15 protein-coding genes are annotated in these 19,642 nt (G+C 73.3%); 7 read left to right on the forward strand and 8 right to left on the reverse strand.

Annotation, left to right across the window (positions count from 1 at the left end):
• Positions 1–84 precede the first annotated feature (84 nt).
• Complete coding sequence (locus ACH4EB_RS07050) at positions 85–1,659, reverse strand: AMP-binding protein (RefSeq protein WP_398346299.1); 1,575 nt, start codon at positions 1,657–1,659, stop codon at positions 85–87.
• A gap of 439 nt (positions 1,660–2,098) precedes the next feature.
• A complete protein-coding gene (locus ACH4EB_RS07055; protein WP_398346300.1) occupies positions 2,099–2,491 on the reverse strand; it encodes a putative quinol monooxygenase in 393 nt (130 codons plus the stop codon).
• Between the two features lie 157 nt (positions 2,492–2,648).
• On the opposite strand from ACH4EB_RS07055, the gene ACH4EB_RS07060 reads away from it, so the two are divergent.
• The 3 genes from ACH4EB_RS07060 (at position 2,649) to ACH4EB_RS07070 (ending at position 5,467) form a co-directional block, all read left to right on the forward strand.
• On the forward strand, positions 2,649–3,413 hold the full coding sequence (locus tag ACH4EB_RS07060) for a serine/threonine protein kinase (protein ID WP_398346452.1): 765 nt from the start codon (positions 2,649–2,651) through the stop codon (positions 3,411–3,413).
• A gap of 29 nt (positions 3,414–3,442) precedes the next feature.
• The gene (locus ACH4EB_RS07065; protein WP_398346302.1) at positions 3,443–4,966 is read left to right on the forward strand and encodes a protein kinase; all 1,524 of its coding nucleotides are present in this window, start codon (positions 3,443–3,445) and stop codon (positions 4,964–4,966) included.
• Positions 4,967–5,125: 159 nt separating this feature from the next.
• Positions 5,126–5,467 carry an SH3 domain-containing protein gene (locus tag ACH4EB_RS07070; RefSeq protein WP_398346303.1) on the forward strand — a complete coding sequence of 114 codons (342 nt, stop codon included), beginning with the start codon at positions 5,126–5,128 and terminating at the stop codon, positions 5,465–5,467.
• Between the two features lie 101 nt (positions 5,468–5,568).
• Here ACH4EB_RS07070 and ACH4EB_RS07075 read toward each other — a convergent pair whose 3' ends face one another.
• A complete protein-coding gene (locus ACH4EB_RS07075; protein WP_398346304.1) occupies positions 5,569–6,072 on the reverse strand; it encodes a hypothetical protein in 504 nt (167 codons plus the stop codon).
• A 290-nt stretch (positions 6,073–6,362) separates the two neighbouring features.
• Here ACH4EB_RS07075 and ACH4EB_RS07080 point away from each other — a divergent pair, with 290 nt between their 5' ends.
• Together ACH4EB_RS07080 and ACH4EB_RS07085 are read left to right on the forward strand one after the other, a co-directional pair.
• Positions 6,363–6,860, forward strand: coding sequence for an SCP2 sterol-binding domain-containing protein (locus ACH4EB_RS07080; protein ID WP_398346305.1), 498 nt, complete (start codon positions 6,363–6,365; stop codon positions 6,858–6,860).
• A gap of 291 nt (positions 6,861–7,151) precedes the next feature.
• The gene (locus ACH4EB_RS07085) at positions 7,152–7,667 is read left to right on the forward strand and encodes a lytic polysaccharide monooxygenase auxiliary activity family 9 protein (protein ID WP_398346306.1); all 516 of its coding nucleotides are present in this window, start codon (positions 7,152–7,154) and stop codon (positions 7,665–7,667) included.
• A gap of 58 nt (positions 7,668–7,725) precedes the next feature.
• On the opposite strand, the gene ACH4EB_RS07090 is transcribed toward ACH4EB_RS07085, so the two are convergent.
• Positions 7,726–9,648: an OmpL47-type beta-barrel domain-containing protein gene (locus tag ACH4EB_RS07090; RefSeq protein ID WP_398346307.1), complete on the reverse strand. Its 1,923-nt coding sequence runs from the start codon at positions 9,646–9,648 to the stop codon at positions 7,726–7,728.
• The gene (locus tag ACH4EB_RS07095) at positions 9,645–12,062 is read right to left on the reverse strand and encodes a ThuA domain-containing protein (RefSeq protein WP_398346308.1); all 2,418 of its coding nucleotides are present in this window, start codon (positions 12,060–12,062) and stop codon (positions 9,645–9,647) included. Before ACH4EB_RS07095 ends, ACH4EB_RS07090 begins: the two co-directional genes overlap by 4 nt.
• A gap of 299 nt (positions 12,063–12,361) precedes the next feature.
• Between ACH4EB_RS07095 and ACH4EB_RS07100 the strand changes: the two genes are divergently transcribed.
• Both ACH4EB_RS07100 and ACH4EB_RS07105 read left to right on the forward strand, forming a co-directional pair.
• Positions 12,362–13,441 carry a multicopper oxidase domain-containing protein gene (locus ACH4EB_RS07100; protein ID WP_398346309.1) on the forward strand — a complete coding sequence of 360 codons (1,080 nt, stop codon included), beginning with the start codon at positions 12,362–12,364 and terminating at the stop codon, positions 13,439–13,441.
• Between the two features lie 5 nt (positions 13,442–13,446).
• Entirely contained in the window at positions 13,447–14,244 is a 798-nt protein-coding gene (locus ACH4EB_RS07105; RefSeq protein ID WP_398346310.1) for an SDR family NAD(P)-dependent oxidoreductase, read from the forward strand.
• 94 nt (positions 14,245–14,338) lie between these two features.
• Here ACH4EB_RS07105 and meaB read toward each other — a convergent pair whose 3' ends face one another.
• Genes meaB through ACH4EB_RS07120 form a run of 3 tightly spaced genes read right to left on the reverse strand, consistent with a single transcriptional unit; the run spans position 14,339 to position 19,500 of the window.
• Positions 14,339–15,373 carry a methylmalonyl Co-A mutase-associated GTPase MeaB gene (meaB, locus tag ACH4EB_RS07110; RefSeq protein ID WP_398346311.1) on the reverse strand — a complete coding sequence of 345 codons (1,035 nt, stop codon included), beginning with the start codon at positions 15,371–15,373 and terminating at the stop codon, positions 14,339–14,341.
• 9 nt (positions 15,374–15,382) lie between these two features.
• The gene (scpA, locus tag ACH4EB_RS07115; RefSeq protein ID WP_398346312.1) at positions 15,383–17,608 is read right to left on the reverse strand and encodes a methylmalonyl-CoA mutase; all 2,226 of its coding nucleotides are present in this window, start codon (positions 17,606–17,608) and stop codon (positions 15,383–15,385) included.
• Entirely contained in the window at positions 17,608–19,500 is a 1,893-nt protein-coding gene (locus ACH4EB_RS07120; RefSeq protein ID WP_398346313.1) for a methylmalonyl-CoA mutase family protein, read from the reverse strand. The genes scpA and ACH4EB_RS07120 overlap by 1 nt, the downstream gene beginning before the upstream one ends.
• Positions 19,501–19,642 lie beyond the last annotated feature (142 nt).

Consider the following 19,642-nt stretch of genomic DNA (forward strand, 5'->3'; position numbering starts at 1 on the left):
GCCCCGGGGCGGGGCGGCGGGCCCGCGAACGCGGACCGGCCCCCGCCACCGTGTGGCGGGGGCCGGTCCGCGTTCGCGCGGGGGTCAGGCTGCGGTCTTCGTCGCCAGCTCGCGCAGCTTCTTCTTGTCCGGCTTGCCGGCGTCGGTCAGCGGCAGCTCGTCGACGAACTCGATGCGGGTCGGCTCGTACATCGCGCCGCGCGCCTCACGCACCATGGTGCGCAGGCTGTCCTCGTCGACGCTCTCGCCGGCGGCGGGCACCACGGCCGCGTACACCTGTTCCATCCGGTCCTCGTCGCGCACGCCGAAGACGGCGCTCTGAAGGACCTGCGGGTGGGTGTTGAGGAGGTCCTCCAGCTCGGTGGTGTACACATGGCCGCCCACCACGACGATCATGTCCTTGATGCGGTCGACGATGGTCAGGTAGTTCTCGTCGTCCAGGAAGCCGATGTCGCCGGTGTGCAGCCAGCCGTCGCGCAGCACCTCGGCGGTCAGCTCCGGCTGCTTCCAGTAGCCCTGCATGATGCTCGCGGAGCGGATGCAGATCTCGCCGTGCTCACCGCGCGGCAGGTCGCGGCCGGTCTCGTCGCGGACCGCCACCTCCACGTTGGGCAGGATGCGGCCGGCGGACCGCAGCCGCTCCGGGCGGTCCGGGTCGTGGTCGGCGGCGGGCAGCACGCTGATCCCGCCGGCCTCGTTCTGCCCGTAGAACTGGACCAGCACGGGGCCGAAGCGCCGGATCGCGTCGGCGATGCGGGCGGGCGAGGACTGGCAGCCGCCGTAGGTCAGGCAGCGCAGGCTGGAGGTGTCGGTGGTGGCCGCGTCCGGGTGGTCGGTGAGCTGGTAGAGCAGCGGCGGCAGCAGGAACATGTGGGTGATGCGCTCCCGCTCGACGGTGGCGAGCACCTCGGCCGGGTCGAAGTCCTCGTGGAGCACCACGAGGCCGCCCTCGCGCAGGGTGACGTCGGCCATCATGCCGCCCGCGTGCGCCAGGGTGGTGCACACCAGCAGGCGGGCCGCCTCCTCGTCCGAGGGGCGCTCCCAGATCACCTTGGCGTCGCCGGCGTCCTCGTCGTTGTCGGCGACGAAGGAGCGGACCTGCCCGTAGGTGGTGCAGATGCCCTTGGGGTGGCCGGTGGTGCCGCCGGTGTGGCGGATGGTGCAGATGTCCTCGGGCTGCGCGAGGCTCGGGAACGGCTCGTCGCTCTCGGCGGACGCCAGTTCCAGCAGGTCGGTGCCGCACTTCGCCGGGCCCAGGGTCAGTACGGTCGCCACCGGCGCCAGCGCGGTCAGCTCGGCGGCGCGGTCGTCGTACCGGGGGTCGACGATCAGCGCGCTGGTCTCCACGTCCTTGACGATGGTGGCCTGCACGTCGGCCGAGAGCTTGTTGTAGAGGTGGTTGACCCGGCAGCCGATGAGGTTGGCGGCGTAGCGGGCGGCGAGGGTTTCCGGCAGGTTGCCGCTGAGCAGCGTGACGGTCTGGCCGCGGCCGATGCCCTGACCCCGCATCGCGCGGGCCGCGCGGTGGACGAGGGCGCGGAACTCACCCGCGGTGACGCGTCGCCCTTGGTGCACCAGCGCCACGCGCCCGGGGTCGGACCCCAGGGCGTCGAGGTTCTCCTCCACGTAGGTGCGGAAGCCGTGCGCGGTGTCGGGCATAGGTGATTCCTCCTTGATTCCGGGGCATGACGGGTAGTTAGTTGCCCCGGACAACCATTTCCATGCTAACGGTCGCTGATCAAGGGTTCCAAGTCGGTGCGAACGCGCGTTGGCGGGCCTTTTACCGAGGCGCTGACATTCGGCCAACCGGGCGGGCCGGATATGGGGGCTCGGGTGCGCGGTACCCCGTTCCCCGCGCCATTCGGGCGCGACGAAGCGGCAGGTCACACCCGCGCCGGGAGGGGACGGGGCGGCGCGGGAACGGCTGGTTGACGGGGTATGGGGCCGGTCGGAAGGCATCCGGACGGGAGCGGTCGCGCGCAATACGGCGACGGCCGCTCGCGGAAAATGCGGAACGTCCGAAATGACGGGCTTACGCTGGCGTCGAATTGACGGAGTATTTACCTGGCTTTTACGGAGGGTGCTCCGCGTGATGTGCCTAAAGCGTCGATTTGCCCGGGTCGCCCATCGGGACGGCGTCCAGTACGGCGACATCCATCGGCGCGGCGAGCAGGCCGCCCACCCCGGCGGCGATCCCGGCGAGCGCGGCACCCCGGGAGTGGGCGTCCAGCGCGGCGCCGTCCGCCCAGTTCTCCACGACCACCACCCGGTCCTCCCCCGCGTGCACCGCGTACAGCAGACAGCCGTCCTCCTCGTGGACGGCGGGCGCGTGCGAGCGGAAGACGTCGAGCGCCGTCTCCAGCTCGCCGGGCTTCGTCCGGACCGTGGCGACTACGACGGGCATACCTGCGACCTCCAGGGCGAACGGAATGTCGAACGAACCTATCCCACCACCGCCCGGGCCGTGCTGCCAGGTCAGGTGAGCGGACACGGCGTCAGATCCCGGGCGCTGCGGACGTTCGCGGCGGGCCGGCGTGTCGCCCGGCCCGGGCGGAGAAGGTCGGCCAAAACCACCGCCCTGTCATGACGGGGCGCCGCGGCGGCGCGTGGTACGGGTGGACGTGCCGATGCGGGAACGGGGGAACGCCATGGACACCGTCATCGTTCAGTTGCCCGAGCCGGAGGGGGGTGCGCCGCACGGGCGCACCGACAGGCCGCGGTTGCTGCGGCTCGGGCCGGGGGACACCGCGGACTTCGGGCGCGGGGCGCCGGGCGCCCCGGTCGCCGTGCCGCTGTCCGACCCGGGGGTCTCGCGCCTGGCCGGGCAGCTCACCGCCGCCGAGGACTACTGGCGGCTGTCCAATTTCAGCCGGGTGGTCACCTACGTCGTCGAGAACATGGAAGGCGCCGGCGAGCACGTCAAGGTCGCGCCGGGACGGCTCGGCGCCCCGGTGCCGTTCGAGTTCTCCCGGGTCCTGCTGCCGGCCACCGGGGGCGAGGCCGCCTTCAAGGTGTTCGCGCCGGAACACGCCTACCTGGCCGGCGAACCGTACGACGGGGTGGGCGAGCCGACGATGAGCCCCTTCGCGCTCGACCCGACCTCCAAGTACTTCCTGGTGCTGCTGGCCCTGTGCGAACCGCGCCTGCGCCACGCCTCCAGCGGAGCCGTACCGGGCGTCGGGGACGTCCTGGAGCGCCTGCGCCCGCTGGAGACCTGCCGGCAGCTCACCCGCTCCGCCGTCAACTACCACATCGACTATCTGACCTCGGTCAAACTGCGGCTGCGTGCCGACGGCCCGGCGGAGCCGGAGGGCCGCGGCGGCAAGCGCGACGAACTCGTCGCCTTCGCGCTGCGCTTCGACCTGATCCGCGAGGAGCACCTCGCCCTGCTGTCCCCGGGAGGCGGGCGGTGAGGCGGCGGGCGGGCTGAGGGCGGGCCGCCGTGGACGGATCGAGCAGCACCCCGCCGCCCGGCGTCCGGCCCGGCCGCCGGGTCGGTGACTGGCGGCTGGCCGGGCCCATCGGGGCGGGCAGTTGGGGCAGCGTGTACGCCGCCGAGCACGTCGGCGACGGCCGCCCGGCCGCCGTCAAGATCCTGCGCACCGACCTGCTCGCGCCGGGCCAGCGGGCGTGGATGGACGAACTGGTGCGCCGCGAGATGCGCTTCAGCCTGGAGGCCGACCACCCCCACGTCGTACGGACGCACGCCGCACTCACCATCGGGGACCCGGACCACCCGGAGCTGGACGGGCTCACCGCCCTGGTCATGGACCGGGCCGCGCACAGCCTGCGGGATCTGCTCGCCGGCGCTGCCGACGGCCCGCTGCCGGACGCGCCCCGGCTCCTGCGCGAGACCGCCGACGGGCTGGCCCATCTGCACGGGCGCGGCTGGGTGCACGGCGACCTGAAACCGGCCAACATCCTCCTCGCCCCGGACGGCACGGTCTGGCTCGCCGACTTCGGCCTCACCGCCGAACTGGAGGGCAGCCACGCCTACGTACCGCCGCTCGGCTCACTCGACCACGTACCGCCCGAATGGTGGTCCCAGCGCACCGGGCAGCGCGGCGCGACAGTGCGGCCCTCGGCCGACATCTGGGCGTACGGCGTGCTGGCCCACCAGGTGCTGACGGGCGGCCGGCACCCCTTCCCCGGCCGCACCGCGCGGGCCCGCGCCCTCGCCGCCCAGACATACGCGCACGGCGGCGCGCCCTTACGGCTGGACGGCCGCCTGCCACCGCAATGGCGTGAACTGATCGGTGACTGCCTGCTGCCCGACCACGAATCCAGGGCCCGGCACACCGCCGCCGCACTGTCCCGGCGGGTGCGGGCGCTGTCCGACGCGCCCCGCCCCCGGCGCCGCGCCGGGCGGCGCCCGGTGTTGACCGCGGCCGGTGCCGCGCTGCTCGCCGCGGCCGCGGGCGCCGGTGTGCTGCTGGCCTCCGACGGAGGGCCGGTTCCGGCCACCGCCGGGGCGTCGTCGTCCGCCTCGCCGCGCGCGTCCGCGTCCGTCGCCGGTGCGCTGCCGGAGGACTCGGACGTACCGCGGGCCCTGCGGCCGTACATCACCACGGCCGCGCAGCGCTGTGCGGAGGAGGAGGTGACGCCCGCCCTGATCGCCGCCATGCTCAAGGCGGAGAGCGGCTTCGATCCGCGGGCGCGCCGCAAGGACGAGTTCGGCATCGCGATGTGGACGCCGGCGGTCTTCCGCGCGTGGGCGGTGGACGGTGACCACGACGGCCGCAAGGACTACTGGTCGCCGCCCGACGCCATCGCGTCCATGGGCTCCTACCTGTGCTGGCTCGACCAGCGCTTCAAGGCGAGCGGGCTGCGCCGCGACCTGCCCGGGCTGATCGCCGCCGGGTACCGCACCAGCAGCCGGGTCGTCATCGAGACCGGCGGCGTTCCCGCCCGTACCCGCGCCTACGTGGACCAGGTGGCCCGTCACCTCGCCCGGTACACCCGCTGACACCGTCCCGGCCTGCGTGTTTGCTGCGGCCCTGACAGATGTCAGGTACCGCGGCGGCCCGCACCGGCGCACGGTGGATCGCGTGAGACAGGGAGCTGCCCGGCAACGGCAGCGACCACCGCACACAGCGGGGAAGTACCAACGGGAAGGAACAGCACCATGCGCAGGACCGCAGTCACCAGGACGATCGCCAGGCTGGCCGTCGCGACCGCCGCCACCGGCGCGCTCGTCGCGACCACCGGAGCCGCCCACGCCACCGCCCGTACGCAGGGCGCCGCCGCCCCGTCGCACGCCGCCCGGCAGGCCGCCGCCCGGGTGTGCACCGTCAACGACAACGGGGTCAACTTCCGTGGCGGGCCCGGCGAGAACTTCCCGGTCCTGGGGAAGGTCAACGCCGGCCAGAAGCTGAACATGCGGGGTCAGCAGGGCAACTGGGTCATGGGCGACCTGTGGGGCGGCCGCACCGGAGTGTGGATCCACGTGGCCTACCTGAACTGCTGAGGACCGGCTCTCGGGGGACGCCGCGCCGGGTACGCGCCGTACAGCGCGGCCCGGCGCGGCGGCTGTGCGCGCATGGGCTCCGGGGACCGCGCACCGGGCGGCTACCGCTCGGTGTCCGGCTGGATGTCGGTGATGCGCAGGGTGGTGAGGTCGGAGGTGACCAGCAGGTGGGTGGAGTGCGGCTGCCCCGGGCCGTCCCAGGTGAGGCGGACCCGGGTCCAGGCCCGGCCCATGGCGCTGTCGTTGTAGGTGACGTGCCAGGCCGTGGGGGCGTCCTTGGCGCGTAACACGCCGTCCGCGTGCTCCCGCTGTTCCCAGTTCCCCAGGCGGGCCCGCAGCTCGGGGGTGAGGTAGTGGGCGCGCAGCGCCTGGGCCAGCTCGCCGCGCCCCACGTCGGTCACGGCGTCGAGATAGCTGCCGTAGAAGTCGGCGACCCGGTCGACGGCCGAGTCCGTACGGCCGCCCCGGGCGGGCACCTCGGCCCGGTCACCGGCCGGCGCCGGGGCGGGGGCGGCGGTGGCGCTCGATCCGGCGGGCGCGGTGACGGCGAAGGCCGACAGGGCGGCGGCCAGGGCCGCGCGGCGGACGGTCCGGTGTCCGGTCATGGTGATGCTCCTCCTGATGGGTGCCTCCCCTCCCGCCGGTGCGCCGTGCGGACGGCGGCGGCCGCTGGCCGGGTGTGCTGCGCGGGAGGAGAGGCGGGACGTCGCAACGGCCGCCTCCGCGCGGGCACGGCCGACGGGTATCCGGCAGGCGGGCCGCCAACCCCCTGCGGGCCGGTTGTCTCCCGGAACGGCGCGAACGGTGACCCCGGCGGCCGGATGTGGCCGGTGGGGGAGCCGGGACGCACCGGGTACGGGCCCCGGCGGGCGCGGCGTGCGGCCGTGGGGGCACCATGCAGGGGAAACAATCATGCGATGAGGAGAGTGCCGTGGCCCGAGACGTCAGGTCGCTGCTGGCCGAGCTGGACTTCGCGAGCGTCACGCCGGAGGAGTTCGCGCGGCTCGTGAAGGGGCTGTCCACCAAGGAGATCACCGAGCTGGCGCGGGGCGGGCTGCGGGAGCGGGTGCTCGGCGAGGTCTTCGGGCGGATGGGCCGGCAGTTCCGCCCCGACGCCGCGACCGGGGTGCACGCGGTGATCCGCTGGCGGATCACCGGCGAGCGGGAGGCCGTCTGGGAGACGACCCTCGCCGACGGGGTGTGCACGGTCCGCGAGGGCGCCGGCACGGCCGAGCCGCGGCTGACGCTGACCCTGGGCGACGCGGAGTTCCTGCGGCTGGTGTCGGGCAACGGCAACCCGGTGACGATGGTCCTCACCCGCAAGATCAAGGTCTCCGGTGACCTGGGGCTGGCCGCCGGCATGAACCGGTACTTCGACATCCCCAAGGTGTGAGGGGGCGGCTTCGCGCGGGGCCCAAGTGGCCATCGGGGTGGCAGAAGTTGATGTCCGACCCCTTGACCGGAGCCTGCCCATCGGTAAAGTCTAGACCAATTGGCGAGCGGGAATCCGGCCTTCCCCACGGAGTCGGCACTGCACCTCGGGGCGGTCGTGGTCCTCGCGCGTCGGCACCACACCTTCGCGTCACCCCACCCCCACCAGCGGGGCCCTCCCGGGCCGGACGTACCGCGCGTCGGCGCCGGTACGCGTCCGCCCCGGCCGGGCCCCCACCGTGAAGGAGTCGACATGCACCAGAAGAGAAAGATCGCCACCGCCATCGGCGCCGCGCTGGCTCCGCTGCTCGTCGTGACCCTGCCCGCGAGTTCGGCCAGTGCCCACGGCTATGTGAACGCCCCGGCCAGCCGCCAGGCGCAGTGCGCGGCGGGCACCGTCTCCTGCGGGGAAATCAAGTGGGAGCCGCAGAGCGTCGAGGGACCCAAGGGCCTCAAGAGCTGTAGCGGCGGCAACGCGCGCTTCAGGGAGCTCGACGACGACAGCAAGGGCTGGAAGGCCACCCCGGTCGGCGGCTCGCAGAACTTCACCTGGCGGCTGACGGCCCAGCACCGCACCAGCACCTGGCAGTACTTCATCGGCGGACGCAAGATCGCGGAGATCAACGACCACGGGGCCAAGCCGCCCGCCACGGTCACCCACAACGTGAACTTCCAGGGCATCAAGGGCAAGCAGAAGGTGCTCGCCGTCTGGAACGTCGCGGACACCTCCAACGCCTTCTACGCCTGCATCGACGTCACCATACGCTGACGCCGGGGCGGGGCGGCGGGCCCGCGTCCGCCCGCCCCGCCCGCGCCCGCCCCCGTACCTACAGCTCCTTGATACGGATGTCGCGGTACGAGATGACGTCGGTCGTCCCGTGCGCCTGGAGCCCGATGTAGCCCGAGGCGTACCGGCGCCCGTCGGTACCCGGATCGTCCGGCCGCGGCGGGAAGAACTCCTGCCCGCCGGTGTTGTCGAACGCGTTGATCAGCACACCGTTGCGGAAGACCGAGTAGTGCTGGCCCACCACCCGGATCTCGTAGTCGTTCCAGGTGCCCTTCGGCGTGACGCCCGCGCCGCCGAGCCCGACGCGGTCGAACCCGTACACCGACCCCGTCTTGTACAGATCGCCGTCCGGCCGGTCCAGGATCTGGATCTCGTGCCCGTATTTCACGGCCACCCACTCCGGCCGGGGCTCCTCGGGATGGTCGTACACGTACGGGAAGCGGACGAAGACGCCGCTGTTGGCGTGCCCCGTGCCCGGCGCGTCGTCGCGGAACCGCAGCCGCAGCGAGAAGTCGTCGTACGTACGCCGCGGAAACCACAGCATCCCCATGCCCGGCACCGTGGAACTGCTGGTCATGCTGGCGTCGCCGGTCAGCGTGAAGGCGCCGCCGCCCACCTGCCGCCAGCGGTCGAAGGACGCCCGCGTCCCGTCGAACAGGTCGCGGTAGCCGGTGTGGTGACCGGGCGTGCCGATGCCGGACGCCTCGGCGGCCGCGTTGACGGCCCGGCTCTCGCGCTCGTCGAGCACGCCGTCCGCGCGCAGCCCGGCGGTGACCTTCCCGACGTGCTTGAGGAACAGGGCGCGCGAGGACCAGTCCTTCTCGTCCTCGATCAGCTCGTTGACGGTGCAGCGGTTGCGGGTGACGCGGTTGGGCACGCCCGTGTCGACGGTGCCGACGACGACGGTGCGCCGCTCGTCCCACTCGGGGCAGTCCGGCGCGGGCACCCCGCCGCCCGGGACGACCGTGAAGGAGACCCGTACCGCCTCGGCGGTGTTGCCCGCCTTGTCGGTGGCGCGGTGCGCGACGGTGTGCCGGCCGGGCCGGTCCACGACGACGGGCGCCGTGTACGCGAGGAACGGGCCGCCGTCGAGCGAGTACTCGGTCGTGGCGACACCGGAGTCGTCATCGGTGGCGGTGACCGTCACGGTGGCCCGGCCGAGGTAGTCGCCGTCCGAGTTGCGCTGCCCCTCGGTCGTCGCGGAGGTCCGCGGCGGTGTCCGGTCGCCTTCCTGCGGTGCCACGACCGTGAACCCCACCGCCTTTTCGGCGGCGGTATTGCCCGCCTTGTCGGTGGCGCGGTAGCGGACCCGGTAGGTGCCGGGTGCGCGGATCAGCACCGGCGCGGTGTACGGCTGGTACGCCCCGCCGCCCACCGCGTACTCGACGGTGGCGACCCCGGACCCGGTGTCGGAGGCGGCGACCGTCACCGTCGCGCCGCCGACGTACGCGCCCTCCGCGTTCTGTTCCCCGTCCACCTTCGCCGAGGTCTCCGGTGGCGTGGTGTCCGGGCCGCCGCCGTCCGTGACGACCAGGACGCCCTGCATCTGCTCGTGGCCCGGGATGGTGCAGTGGTAGCGGTAGGTGCCGGGGGTCAGGGTGACCTCGGTGGTGTACTTGCCGCCCTGCGCGTCGCCGGGGTTGGCGAGGAGGTTGAGCGGTACGTCGTTGTTGTACCGCGGGTCGGAGACGTCGAAGGTCAGGGTGTGCGGCATCCCGGTGGTGTTGCCGGTGGCCGTGCTGTTCTCGAAGACGATGGTGGTCCGGCCGGCCACGGCGGTGGTGGGCGCGGAGGTGTAGCGGGTGATGTCGTCGCCCGCGGTCCAGGCCAGGGTCTGCCCTGCCACCGGCGGCCCGGGGGCCGTCGGAGGTGCGGGCGGTCGGCCGTGGGCCGCCGTGGCGGTCGGTCCGACGAGCATCAGCAGGGCGGTCAGCAGAGCCGTCCAGGTGCGCCGTGCGGTCATCGTCGCGCCTCCCGTCCCGGGCGGGCCAGGTCCGCGGGGCGCGGGGTGGGTTCGCCGCCCGTGTACGTCACCCGCCACAGCGCGGACTTGGCGTCCGAGGTGAAGAAGCCGCGCCCGTAGTCCAGGACGTACAGCGCGCCGTCCGGGCCGAACGTCCAGCCCATGAGGTTGCGGATGCCGTCGGCGCCGACCGGGACGATCTTGTCCAGGCTCTCCGCGTGCGCCGGCAGTCCGCCCGAGCCGGCGGTACGCGGATCCATCACCAGCGCGTGCCGTGGCTGGTCGCCGTCGTAGAAGTCACCGACGAACCACTTGCCGTCCCAGTAGGCCGGCCACGCCCCCCGGCCGGGCGAGGCGGCCGCGTCATGGCGGTGGACCGGGCCGTTCATCGCGGCCTGCCCGCCGCCCTTGAGCCAGGGCAGGAGCAGTTTCTGCCGGGACACCTCGTAGCTGGGGACGCCCTGTGCGTCGCGCGGGAAGTCGGGGCCGCCGCCCTGGGGGGCGTACCAGACGTTGTTGGGCTCGGCGGGCGGGATGGAGACCAGGCCGTCGTTGTGCGGCGACTCGTTCCTGAGGTCGCGGCAGTCGTACCAGCCCAGCGGCTGCTCCGGGTCGGGCAGGTTGCGGTCACGGTACGGCTGGTTGTTGCCCATGCAGTACGGCCAGCCGCGGTTGCCCGCGTGGGTGATCGCGGCGAATGTGTCGTACTTGGCCGGGCCCCAGGTGGTGCTGGGCTCGGTCGCGTCCGGGCCGACCCAGCCCGCGTACAGCGTGTCGGTCCTCTTGTCGACGGAGATGCGCGACGGGTTGCGCACGCCCATCACATAGATCTCGCCGCGTGTCCTGCCGCCACCCTCGTCCGGCTCCCTGCCCGTGAAGAGGTTGCCCTGGGGCAGGGTGTACGTGCCGTCCGGTTCGGGGTGGATGCGCAGGATCTTGCCGTTGAGGTTGTTGGTGTTGCCCGCGGTACGCCGCGCGTCGGCGAACGGGACGCCCTGGAAGCCGGGCTCCGGATTGTTGCCGGAGTAACCGCCGCTGAAGCGCGAGGAGTTGTTGTCGCCGGTGGCGATGTAGAGGTTGTCCTTGGAGTCCCAGGCCATACCGCCGCCCGCGTGACAGCAACTGTGCACCTGCACCGGCCACTTCAGCAGGACCTTCTCGGACGCGGGGTCCAGCTTGTTCGTCCTCGGGTCCAGCGTGAAGCGGGAGACGCGGCGCTCGGCCATGTGCGTGCTCCGGTCGACGCCGGAGTGCGGGGTGTGGTGCAGGTATACCCAGCCGTTGGTGCGGAAGGCCGGGTCCAGCTCGATGCCGAGCAGCCCTTCCTCGTTCTTGACGAGTTCGTCGCCGCCGCCCTTGTTGCCGAAGACGGTCACGGTGCCCACGAGGGAGACTTTGCCGGTCTTCGGGTCCCAGACGTGGACGGTGCCCTCGCCCTTGCCGACGTCCGGGTCGTTCCAGTCGGTGACGACCGGGGCGCTCGCGTCACCGCCACCGCGGCCGATGAAGAAGACCCGGCCGTCCTCCGCGGCGACCAGCCCGTGCGGCTCGCCGATCTGGTCCGACTGCCCGGGCTTGTTGGGCGCGGTGAGCCGTTCGGCCTTGTAGTGGGTGGTGACAGTGGCCTGGCAGTCGGCGCGGGCCAGCCGGGTGGTCCACAGCAGCGCGCCGCGCAGATGCGTACGGAAGTCGGCCTCGCGGAAACTGTCGGGTGTGCCGCCCATGCCGGTGTAGAACGACCGGCCGCCGTCGTAGTCGCGGCACCAGGAGACGGGGTGGTCCCAGCCGTTGGCGCCGGGCCCGGGTCGGTAGGTGGTCTCCCGCACCCGGGCCACGGTGTGCACCGCGCCGCTGGGGTTGGCCGCCCAGTTGAGCCACCGGTCCGGGCGCTTCCACTCGACCGGAAGGTCCCGGGTGGCCGGGTGGCGGCGGTCGCCGACCTCGACGACGGCCCGCTGCGCCGTGTCCGGCGCGGTGGCCGTGGGCCGGGCGCCGATCAGGCCGGTGAACCAGTCCGAGTACGGTTCGGCGCGGGCCGCGTCGTGGATGCCGACGAACCCGCCCCCGGCCTCCAGATAGCTCTCCAGGCCCGCCTCCTGCTCGGGGTCGAGGAGGTCACCGCCGCCGGTGAGGAAGACGACCGCGTTGTACGTGCCGAGGCGCGGGTCGGTGAAGACCGACGCGTTGTCGGTCGCGTCGACCGCGAAGCGCTCGGCGGGCGGGCCCTGGCGGCCGATCCGCTCGACGGCCTCGATCCCCGCGTCGACGGTGGGCGGCTCCGCGCCCGCCGAGGCGTGGAAGACCAGGACGCGTACGTTCTCACCGCCCGGCGGAGCGGGCAGCCGCGGCCCGGCGGCCGGCCCGGAGGCGTTCGCCGGGGCGCCGCCGAGCAGGGCGGCCGACACGGCCAGCACCAGCGCCGACAGGCCGGCGACCCGTCCCGCGGGCGGGCGCCGCGGGGGCCTGCGTCTGCCGGTGCGCGGCAACGCGCGCGGAGACCGTGGTAATTGGCGCCGGATTCGTCGCACGGGTGCACCCGCCCCTCTGTGGCCACGGACAGCAGCAGCCGTTGAAGCTAGACCCCTTTCGGTGACACGCCAAGAGCTATGGCCGTAACGCACCCAACTTTGTCCTGAGTGTGGATAAACGAAGATCGTGCGGCTACCGTCCCAGGCATCCCCTCCGCCCCGTCCCCTCCTGCCGTGGGAGCACGATGACCGAGGAACCCGACGTCCCCAGGCGCCTCTTCAACCGCCGTCTGCTCGCCGGCGGCGCCGCCGTCGCGGCACTCGGACCGGCGGCGGCCCCGGCGGTCGCCGCCGGGCGCCCGGCGCGCCCGGGCCGCTCCGCCGTCGCCGCGGGCGCGGTCAAGCACCTCAGGCTCTACATCGAGGAGTTGCCGGGCGGGCAGCTCGGATACGGTTTGGAGAAGGGGAAGGCGACCATCCCCGGCCCGCTGATCGAGCTGGTCGAGGGCGACACCCTGCACATCGAGTGCGAGAACACCCTGAAGACCGCGGCCAGTCTGCACGTCCACGGCCTCGACTACGACGTGGCCGGCGACGGCACCCGGATGAACCGCAGCCACCTGGAACCGGGCGCCACCCGCACCTACACCTGGCGCACCCACGCCCCCGGGCGGCGCGCGGACGGCACCTGGCGGCCGGGCAGCGCCGGCTACTGGCACTACCACGACCACGTCGTGGGCACCGACCACGGCACCGGCGGCATCCGCCGGGGCCTGTACGGACCGGTGGTCGTACGGCGGGCCGGCGACCCGCTGCCCGACCGGCAGTTCACCATCGTCTTCAACGACATGACGATCAACAACCTGCCCAAGGGCCCGGACTTCACGGCCACGGTGGGGGACCGCATCGAGATCGTCTCGATCACCCACGGCGAGTACTACCACACGTTCCACCTGCATGGTCACCGCTGGGCGGACAACCGTACGGGCCTCCTGGACGGCCCGGACGACCCCAGCCGCGTCATCGACAACAAGACCACCGGGCCGGCCGACTCCTTCGGCTTCCAGTTCCTCGCGGGCGAAGGGGCGGGCGCCGGTGCGTGGATGTACCACTGCCATGTGCAGAGTCACTCCGACATGGGCATGGCCGGGTTGCTGCTGATCGCCAAACCGGACGGCACGATCCCGGGACACGACGGGCACGGCGGCCCCGGCAACCACGGCGGCCCCGGCAACCACGGCGGCCCTGGCAACCACGGCGGCCCCGACGGCCGGGGCGGGCACGGCAGCCACCGCGAGACGCCGCACCGGCCTCCGGCACAATGATCGGCATGACGGAGACGACGCACACGGGGCCGGGTACGGGCGGCGGCGGGCTGCTGGACGGCAAGGTCCTGCTGATCACTGGCGCGGGGCGCGGCATCGGCGCCGCCGCGGCCCGGCTGTTCGCGCGGGAGGGCGCCGCCGTCGTACTGACCGCGCGGACCGGGTCGGAGCTGGCCGCGGTGACCCACGAGGTACGGGCGGCGGGCGGCACCGCCGAGCACGTCGTCGCCGACCTGGCGGACCCGGACGGCATCCAGCGGGTGGTGGACACGGCCGTGGAGCGCCACGGCCGCCTGGACGGCGCGTTCAACAACGCGGGCATGGGCATCGGGCACGCCCCGCTGGCCGAGATCCCGGTGGCGGAGTTCGACCGGATCACCGCCGTCAACCAGCGGGGCGTCTGGCTGGCGATGGCCGCCGAGATACGGGCGATCGCCGCCACCGCCGGCACCGGCGCCATCGTGAACAACAGCAGCGTCGGCAGCCTGAAGCCGTCCGCCGGAATGAGCCTGTACGGCGCCTCCAAACGGGCGGTCAACAGCCTCACCCAGACCGCCGCCGTCGAGTACGGACCCGAGGGCATCCGCGTCAACGCCGTCGCCCCCGGCACGACCATGACCGCCATGATCGAGGACTGGGCCGCCCGCGAACCCGGCGTCCTCGACCGGCTCACCGCCCGCACCCCGCTGCGCCGCGCGGCCGCCCCCGACGAGGTGGCGCAGGCCGCCGCGTGGCTGCTCAGCGACCGGGCCTCGTACGTGACGGGCGCGATCCTGCCCGTCGACGGCGGCCTCACCGTCTGACCGGGGCGCGGCAGCGGCTGTCGGGCACCGCGCGGTCCGCGGCGCTCCGGCGACGGAGTGGGTACTCAGTCCGTGGCCGGAGCGCCACGGTGCCTCACCGTCCGTCGTCCGGCATCCCGAACGCGCCGAGGATCCGCTCCGCCGCGAGCGTCGCCGTCAGCGTGCCCGCCCGTACCTCCCGCTCCACCTCCGGGGCCACGTCCCGTACGCCGGGGTGGTCCCGGAGCCGGTTCAGCACCTGCTCGCGCACCATCGACCAGGTCCAGTCGACCTGCTGGTCCCGCCGTTTGGCCGCCAGCGCCCCGGTGGACTCCAGCAGCTTGCGGTGCTGCTCGACGCGGTCCCACACCGTGTCCAGGCCGGTGCCCTCGCGGGCGCTGCACGTCAGGACCGGCGGGGTCCAGGCGGCGTCCGGGGGCTGGAGCAGGCGCAGCGCGCCGGACAGCTCCCGGGCCGCCGACTTTGCGTCGCGCTCGTGCGGCCCGTCCGCCTTGTTGACGGCCACCAGGTCCGCCAGCTCCAGGACGCCCTTCTTGATGCCCTGGAGCTGGTCGCCGGTCCGGGCGAGGGTGAGCAGCAGGAAGGTGTCGACCATGTTGGCGACGGCGGTCTCGGACTGGCCGACGCCCACCGTCTCGACGAGCACCACGTCGTAGCCCGCCGCCTCCATCACGACGATGGACTCACGGGTCGCCCGCGCCACCCCGCCGAGCGTGCCCGAGGTGGGGGAGGGGCGCACGAATGCCGCCGGGTCGGCGGCCAGCCGCTCCATCCGCGTCTTGTCGCCCAGGATGGAGCCGCCGGTCCGGCTGGACGACGGGTCGACGGCCAGTACGGCGACCCGGTGCCCGGCCCCCGTCAACTGGGAGCCCAGCGCGTCGATGAACGTCGACTTGCCGACTCCGGGCACCCCGCTGATGCCGACCCGCCGGGCCGTGCCGGAGTGCGGCAGCAGCTCGACCAGCAGCCGCTGCGCCAGCGCCCGGTGGTCGGCCCGGGTGGACTCCACCAGGGTGATGGCGCGCGCGATCCAGGCCCGGGAGCCCTCGCGCACCCCCGCCGCGTACTGGCCGATGTCGATCGTCGCTCGCTTGCCGGCCGCTCGGGGCCGGGGGGTGTCAGGCGTCAACGCAGCCGCTCACAGGTCGTGGCCGAGGACCCCGGCGAGGTCCTTGACCAGGTCGTACGCGGCATCGGGGATCACCGTGCCGGGCGGGAAGACGGCGGCGGCACCGGCCTCGTGCAGCGCCGGGATGTCGCCGGGCGGGATCACCCCGCCGACCACGATCATGATGTCCTCCCGGTCCTGCGCCGCCAGTTCCTCGCGCAGCGCGGGCACCAGCGTCAGATGTCCGGCGGCCAGCGAGGAGACGCCGACGACGTGCACGTCCGCCTCCACCGCCTGCCGGGCGACCTCCGCCGGCGTCTGGAACAGCGGGCCGACGTCCACGTCGAAGCCCAGGTCGGCGAAGGCCGTGGCGATCACCTTCTGTCCGCGGTCGTGGCCGTCCTGGCCCATCTTGGCGACCAGGATGCGCGGCCGGCGCCCCTCGGCCCGCTCGAACCCGGCCACCAGGTCCCGGGTCCGCTCCACGCCGGAGGACGGCCCTGCTTCGTCTCGGTACACACCGGAGATCGTACGGATCTGCCCGGAGTGGCGCCCGTAGACCTTCTCCAGTGCGTCGGAGATCTCACCCACGGTCGCCATGGCACGGGCCGCGTTCACGGCCAGCGCCAGCAGGTTGCCCTCCAGGCCCTGTGCGGGGCCGGCCTCGGCGGCGGCGGTCAGCGCCCGCAGCGCGTCCTGGCAGGCCGCCTCGTCGCGCTCCTCGCGCAGCCGCCGCAGCTTGTCGAACTGCTGCGCGCGCACCGCGGAGTTGTCGACCTTCAGCACGTCGATCTGCTCGTCGGTGTCCACCCGGTACTTGTTGACGCCGATCAGCGCCTGCCGCCCCGAGTCGATCCGCGCCTGCGTGCGGGCCGCGGCCTCCTCCACGCGCAGCTTCGGGATGCCCGCGTCGATGGCCTTGGCCATGCCGCCGGCCGCCTCGACCTCCTCGATGTGCTGCCAGGCCCGGCGCGCCAGGTCGTGGGTGAGCTTCTCGACGTACGCGCTGCCGCCCCACGGGTCGATGACCCGGCAGGTGCCCGACTCCTGCTGGAGGAAGAGCTGGGTGTTGCGGGCGATGCGGGCGGAGAAATCCGTGGGCAGGGCGAGCGCCTCGTCCAGCGCGTTGGTGTGCAGCGACTGGGTGTGGCCCTGTGTCGCGGCCATCGCCTCCACACACGTCCGCGTGACGTTGTTGAACACGTCCTGCGCGGTCAGCGACCAGCCGGAGGTCTGCGAGTGGGTGCGCAGCGACAGCGACTTGGCGTTCTTCGGGTCGAACCGCCGCACCAGCTTGGCCCACAGCAGCCGGGCCGCCCGCAGCTTGGCGATCTCCATGAAGAAGTTCATGCCGATGGCCCAGAAGAAGGACAGCCGCGGCGCGAAGGAGTCCACGTCCATCCCCGCGTCGATCCCCGCCTTCAGGTACTCGACACCGTCCGCGAGGGTGTACGCCAGCTCCAGGTCGGCCGTCGCGCCCGCTTCCTGGATGTGGTAGCCGGAGATGGAGATGGAGTTGTAGCGCGGCATCTTCTGCGAGGTGTACGCGAAGATGTCGGAGATGATCCGCATCGAGGGGCGCGGCGGATAGATGTAGGTGTTGCGGACCATGAACTCCTTGAGAATGTCGTTCTGGATGGTCCCGGCCAGCTTCTCGGGCGGTACGCCCTGCTCCTCGGCGGCGACGATGTACAGCGCGAGGACGGGCAGCACCGCGCCGTTCATCGTCATCGACACCGTCATCCGGTCCAGCGGGATGCCGGAGAAGAGCTGCCGCATGTCGTAGATCGAGTCGATGGCCACGCCCGCCATGCCGACGTCACCGGTCACCCGCGGGTGGTCGCTGTCGTAGCCGCGGTGGGTCGGCAGGTCGAAGGCGACGGACAGGCCCTTCTGACCGGCCGCCAGGTTGCGCCGGTAGAAGGCGTTGGACTCCTCGGCGGTGGAGAAGCCCGCGTACTGCCGGATCGTCCAGGGCTGGTTGACGTACATGGTCGGGTACGGGCCGCGCAGATACGGCGCGATGCCCGGGTAGGTGCGCAGGAAGTCCAGGCCGTTCAGGTCCTCGCCGGTGTACAGCGGCTTGACCTCGATGCCCTCGGGCGTCTCCCACACCAGGTCGTCGACGCCCTTGCCGGTGGCCTCCTGGACCGCGGCCGTCCACTGCGCCGCGTCGTCCTCGGGGACCCGCGGCTCACCCAGCTCGACCGTGCTGAAGTCCGGGATGGCGCCCGCCTGCCGTGTCACGTGCTCCATCACGCCACCTCCATGACATCCAGGGCCGAGGACAGCACCCCGACCGCGTCGCAGCCCGCGAAGACGAAGGCGTCCACTCCGGCTCGTTCATACGCTTCCCGCCGCTCGCCCGGCTTCCCGGCCAGCAGCACCTGCCGCGCACCCGCCGCCTTGAGTGCCGACGCGACCTCGGCGGCCTGCTCGGCGTACAGCGCGTCACTCGAACACAGACAGGCGATACCCGCGCCGCTCGCCGTGAACGCCTCGGCCGCCGACTCGGCGTCCACCGAGGCGGGGTCGTGCACCGGCTCGACGCCGCCTGCCTGGAGGAGGTTGGAGGCGAAGGTGGCGCGCGCGGTGTGCACCGCGGCCGGGCCGAGCGCCGCGAGGAACGCTCTGGGGCGGTTGCCGGTCGCCGCCAGGTGTGTGTCCGAGCGGGCGCGCAGCGCCTCGTACGCCTCGTCCCGGCGCACCCGCGGCAGTCCGCCGCCGGCCGGTACGGGCGCGGGCTCGCGCTCCACCGGCGGCTCCGCCAGGAACGGGAACTCGCTGACGCCGGTGACCGGTTCACGGCGGTGCGCGAGGTCGGCGGACCGCCGGCGCCAGGTCGACGCCAGCCGTTCGCCGACCAGCCCGGAGCCGAGCGCCGCGGCCTGCCCGCCCGCCGCCTCGATCTCCTGGAACCACGCCCAGGCCGCGCGGGCCAGCTCGTCGGTCAGCCGTTCCACGTACCAGGAGCCGCCCGCCGGGTCGATCACCTTCGACAGGTGCGACTCCTCCAGCAGGATCGACTGGGTGTTGCGCGCGATACGGCGGGCGAACGCGTCCGGCAGCCCGAGCGCCGCGTCGAACGGCAGGACGGTGACGGCGTCCGCGCCGCCCAGGCCCGCCGAGAGCCCCGCCACGGTGGTGCGCAGCATGTTCACCCACGGGTCCCGACGGGTCATCATGACCGTCGAGGTCACCGCGTGTTGCCGCTGTGCGCGCGCGGCGGGGGCGGCGCCGCACACCTCGGCGACCCGCGACCACAGCCGCCGGGCGGCCCGCAGCTTGGCGATCGTCAGGAACTGGTCGGCGGTCGCCGCGTACCGGAATTCGAGCTGTGCGCAGGCGGCGTCCACGCCGAGGCCCGCCGCGGTCAGCTCCCGCAGATAGGCCACGCCGGTGGCCAGCGAGCAGCCCAGCTCCTCGGCGGCCGAGCCGCCCGCCTCGTGGTACGGCAGCGCGTCCACGGCCAGCGCGCGCATCCGCGGCGCCTCGTCGGCGCACCGGCGGGCCAGCCCGGCGGCCGCCTCCAGGTGCCCGGCCAGGCCGTCCGCGCTTCCTGTCCTGGCCACCACGCCCAGCGGGTCGGCGCCCAGGGTGCCCGCCGTCTCGGAGCGGGCCACGCCCTTTTCGGCGCAGAGCCAAAACCACGCCTCGGCCGCCCCGGCGAAGTCCGCGCCGGCGTCCAGGGCGACGGCCGCCAGGTCGAGGTAGACCCCGTCGAGTGCGGCGGGCAGCTCCGCCGCCGGTACCCCGCCGTGCCCGACGGCCAGCCACAGCGACGTGACGCCGTTCTCCAGGTCGGCGAGGACCGCCTCGTTGGCGCGCCGCGGATCGGTGTCCGCGTGCCGCTGCCGTACGTCCCAGCCCGCGACGGTGCTGCCGGTGGCGCGGCCGGCCCGTACGAACGGCGGGAATCCGGGGCGGCCGGTGGCGTCGGCGGCGGCGGGCGCGTCCTCGGCGGTGTAGAGCGGGCGGACCTGGATGCCGTCCTGAAGCGCGGTGGCGAGCGCGTCTTCGGCGGCGGCGCCGGTCGCCTCCGCGGCGCCCGACTTGCGCAGGACGCCTTCGACCAGGCGCTGCCACTGCTCGCGGTCCGCGTCAGGGAACGCGGCGGCCAGAGGGAGATCGGGGGACTGGGCGGTCATGGCAGCAGGCTAGGCGAACGGTCGTTAGCCGCAGCAGGGCATCGGGCTGTGACCTTGCACTCGTTGACCTGGGATTGCTCCATTGGGAAGCTCTACGATCGTCCTTCCGGCCGAGTGTCGCCCCCACGCGTGGACGCCCCGG

Origin of the sequence: Streptomyces sp. NPDC018045, from assembly GCF_044327445.1 — a bacterium.
In the GTDB taxonomy this organism is placed as follows: Bacteria; Actinomycetota; Actinomycetes; order Streptomycetales; family Streptomycetaceae; genus Streptomyces.

Bases quoted from the DNA above. Each gene is read 5' to 3' on its own strand.
- ACH4EB_RS07080 (WP_398346305.1), top strand. From the start codon at position 6,363: ATGCAGGGGAAACAATCATGCGATGAGGAGAGTGCCGTGGCCCGAGAC.
- ACH4EB_RS07060 (WP_398346452.1), top strand. From the start codon at position 2,649: ATGGACACCGTCATCGTTCAGTTGCCCGAGCCGGAGGGGGGTGCGCCG.
- scpA (WP_398346312.1), bottom strand. From the start codon at position 17,608: ATGGAGCACGTGACACGGCAGGCGGGCGCCATCCCGGACTTCAGCACG.
- ACH4EB_RS07070 (WP_398346303.1), top strand. From the start codon at position 5,126: ATGCGCAGGACCGCAGTCACCAGGACGATCGCCAGGCTGGCCGTCGCG.
- ACH4EB_RS07050 (WP_398346299.1), bottom strand. From the start codon at position 1,659: ATGCCCGACACCGCGCACGGCTTCCGCACCTACGTGGAGGAGAACCTC.
- ACH4EB_RS07100 (WP_398346309.1), top strand. From the start codon at position 12,362: ATGACCGAGGAACCCGACGTCCCCAGGCGCCTCTTCAACCGCCGTCTG.
- ACH4EB_RS07090 (WP_398346307.1), bottom strand. From the start codon at position 9,648: ATGACCGCACGGCGCACCTGGACGGCTCTGCTGACCGCCCTGCTGATG.
- ACH4EB_RS07085 (WP_398346306.1), top strand. From the start codon at position 7,152: ATGCACCAGAAGAGAAAGATCGCCACCGCCATCGGCGCCGCGCTGGCT.
- ACH4EB_RS07105 (WP_398346310.1), top strand. From the start codon at position 13,447: ATGACGGAGACGACGCACACGGGGCCGGGTACGGGCGGCGGCGGGCTG.
- ACH4EB_RS07075 (WP_398346304.1), bottom strand. From the start codon at position 6,072: ATGACCGGACACCGGACCGTCCGCCGCGCGGCCCTGGCCGCCGCCCTG.
- ACH4EB_RS07120 (WP_398346313.1), bottom strand. From the start codon at position 19,500: ATGACCGCCCAGTCCCCCGATCTCCCTCTGGCCGCCGCGTTCCCTGAC.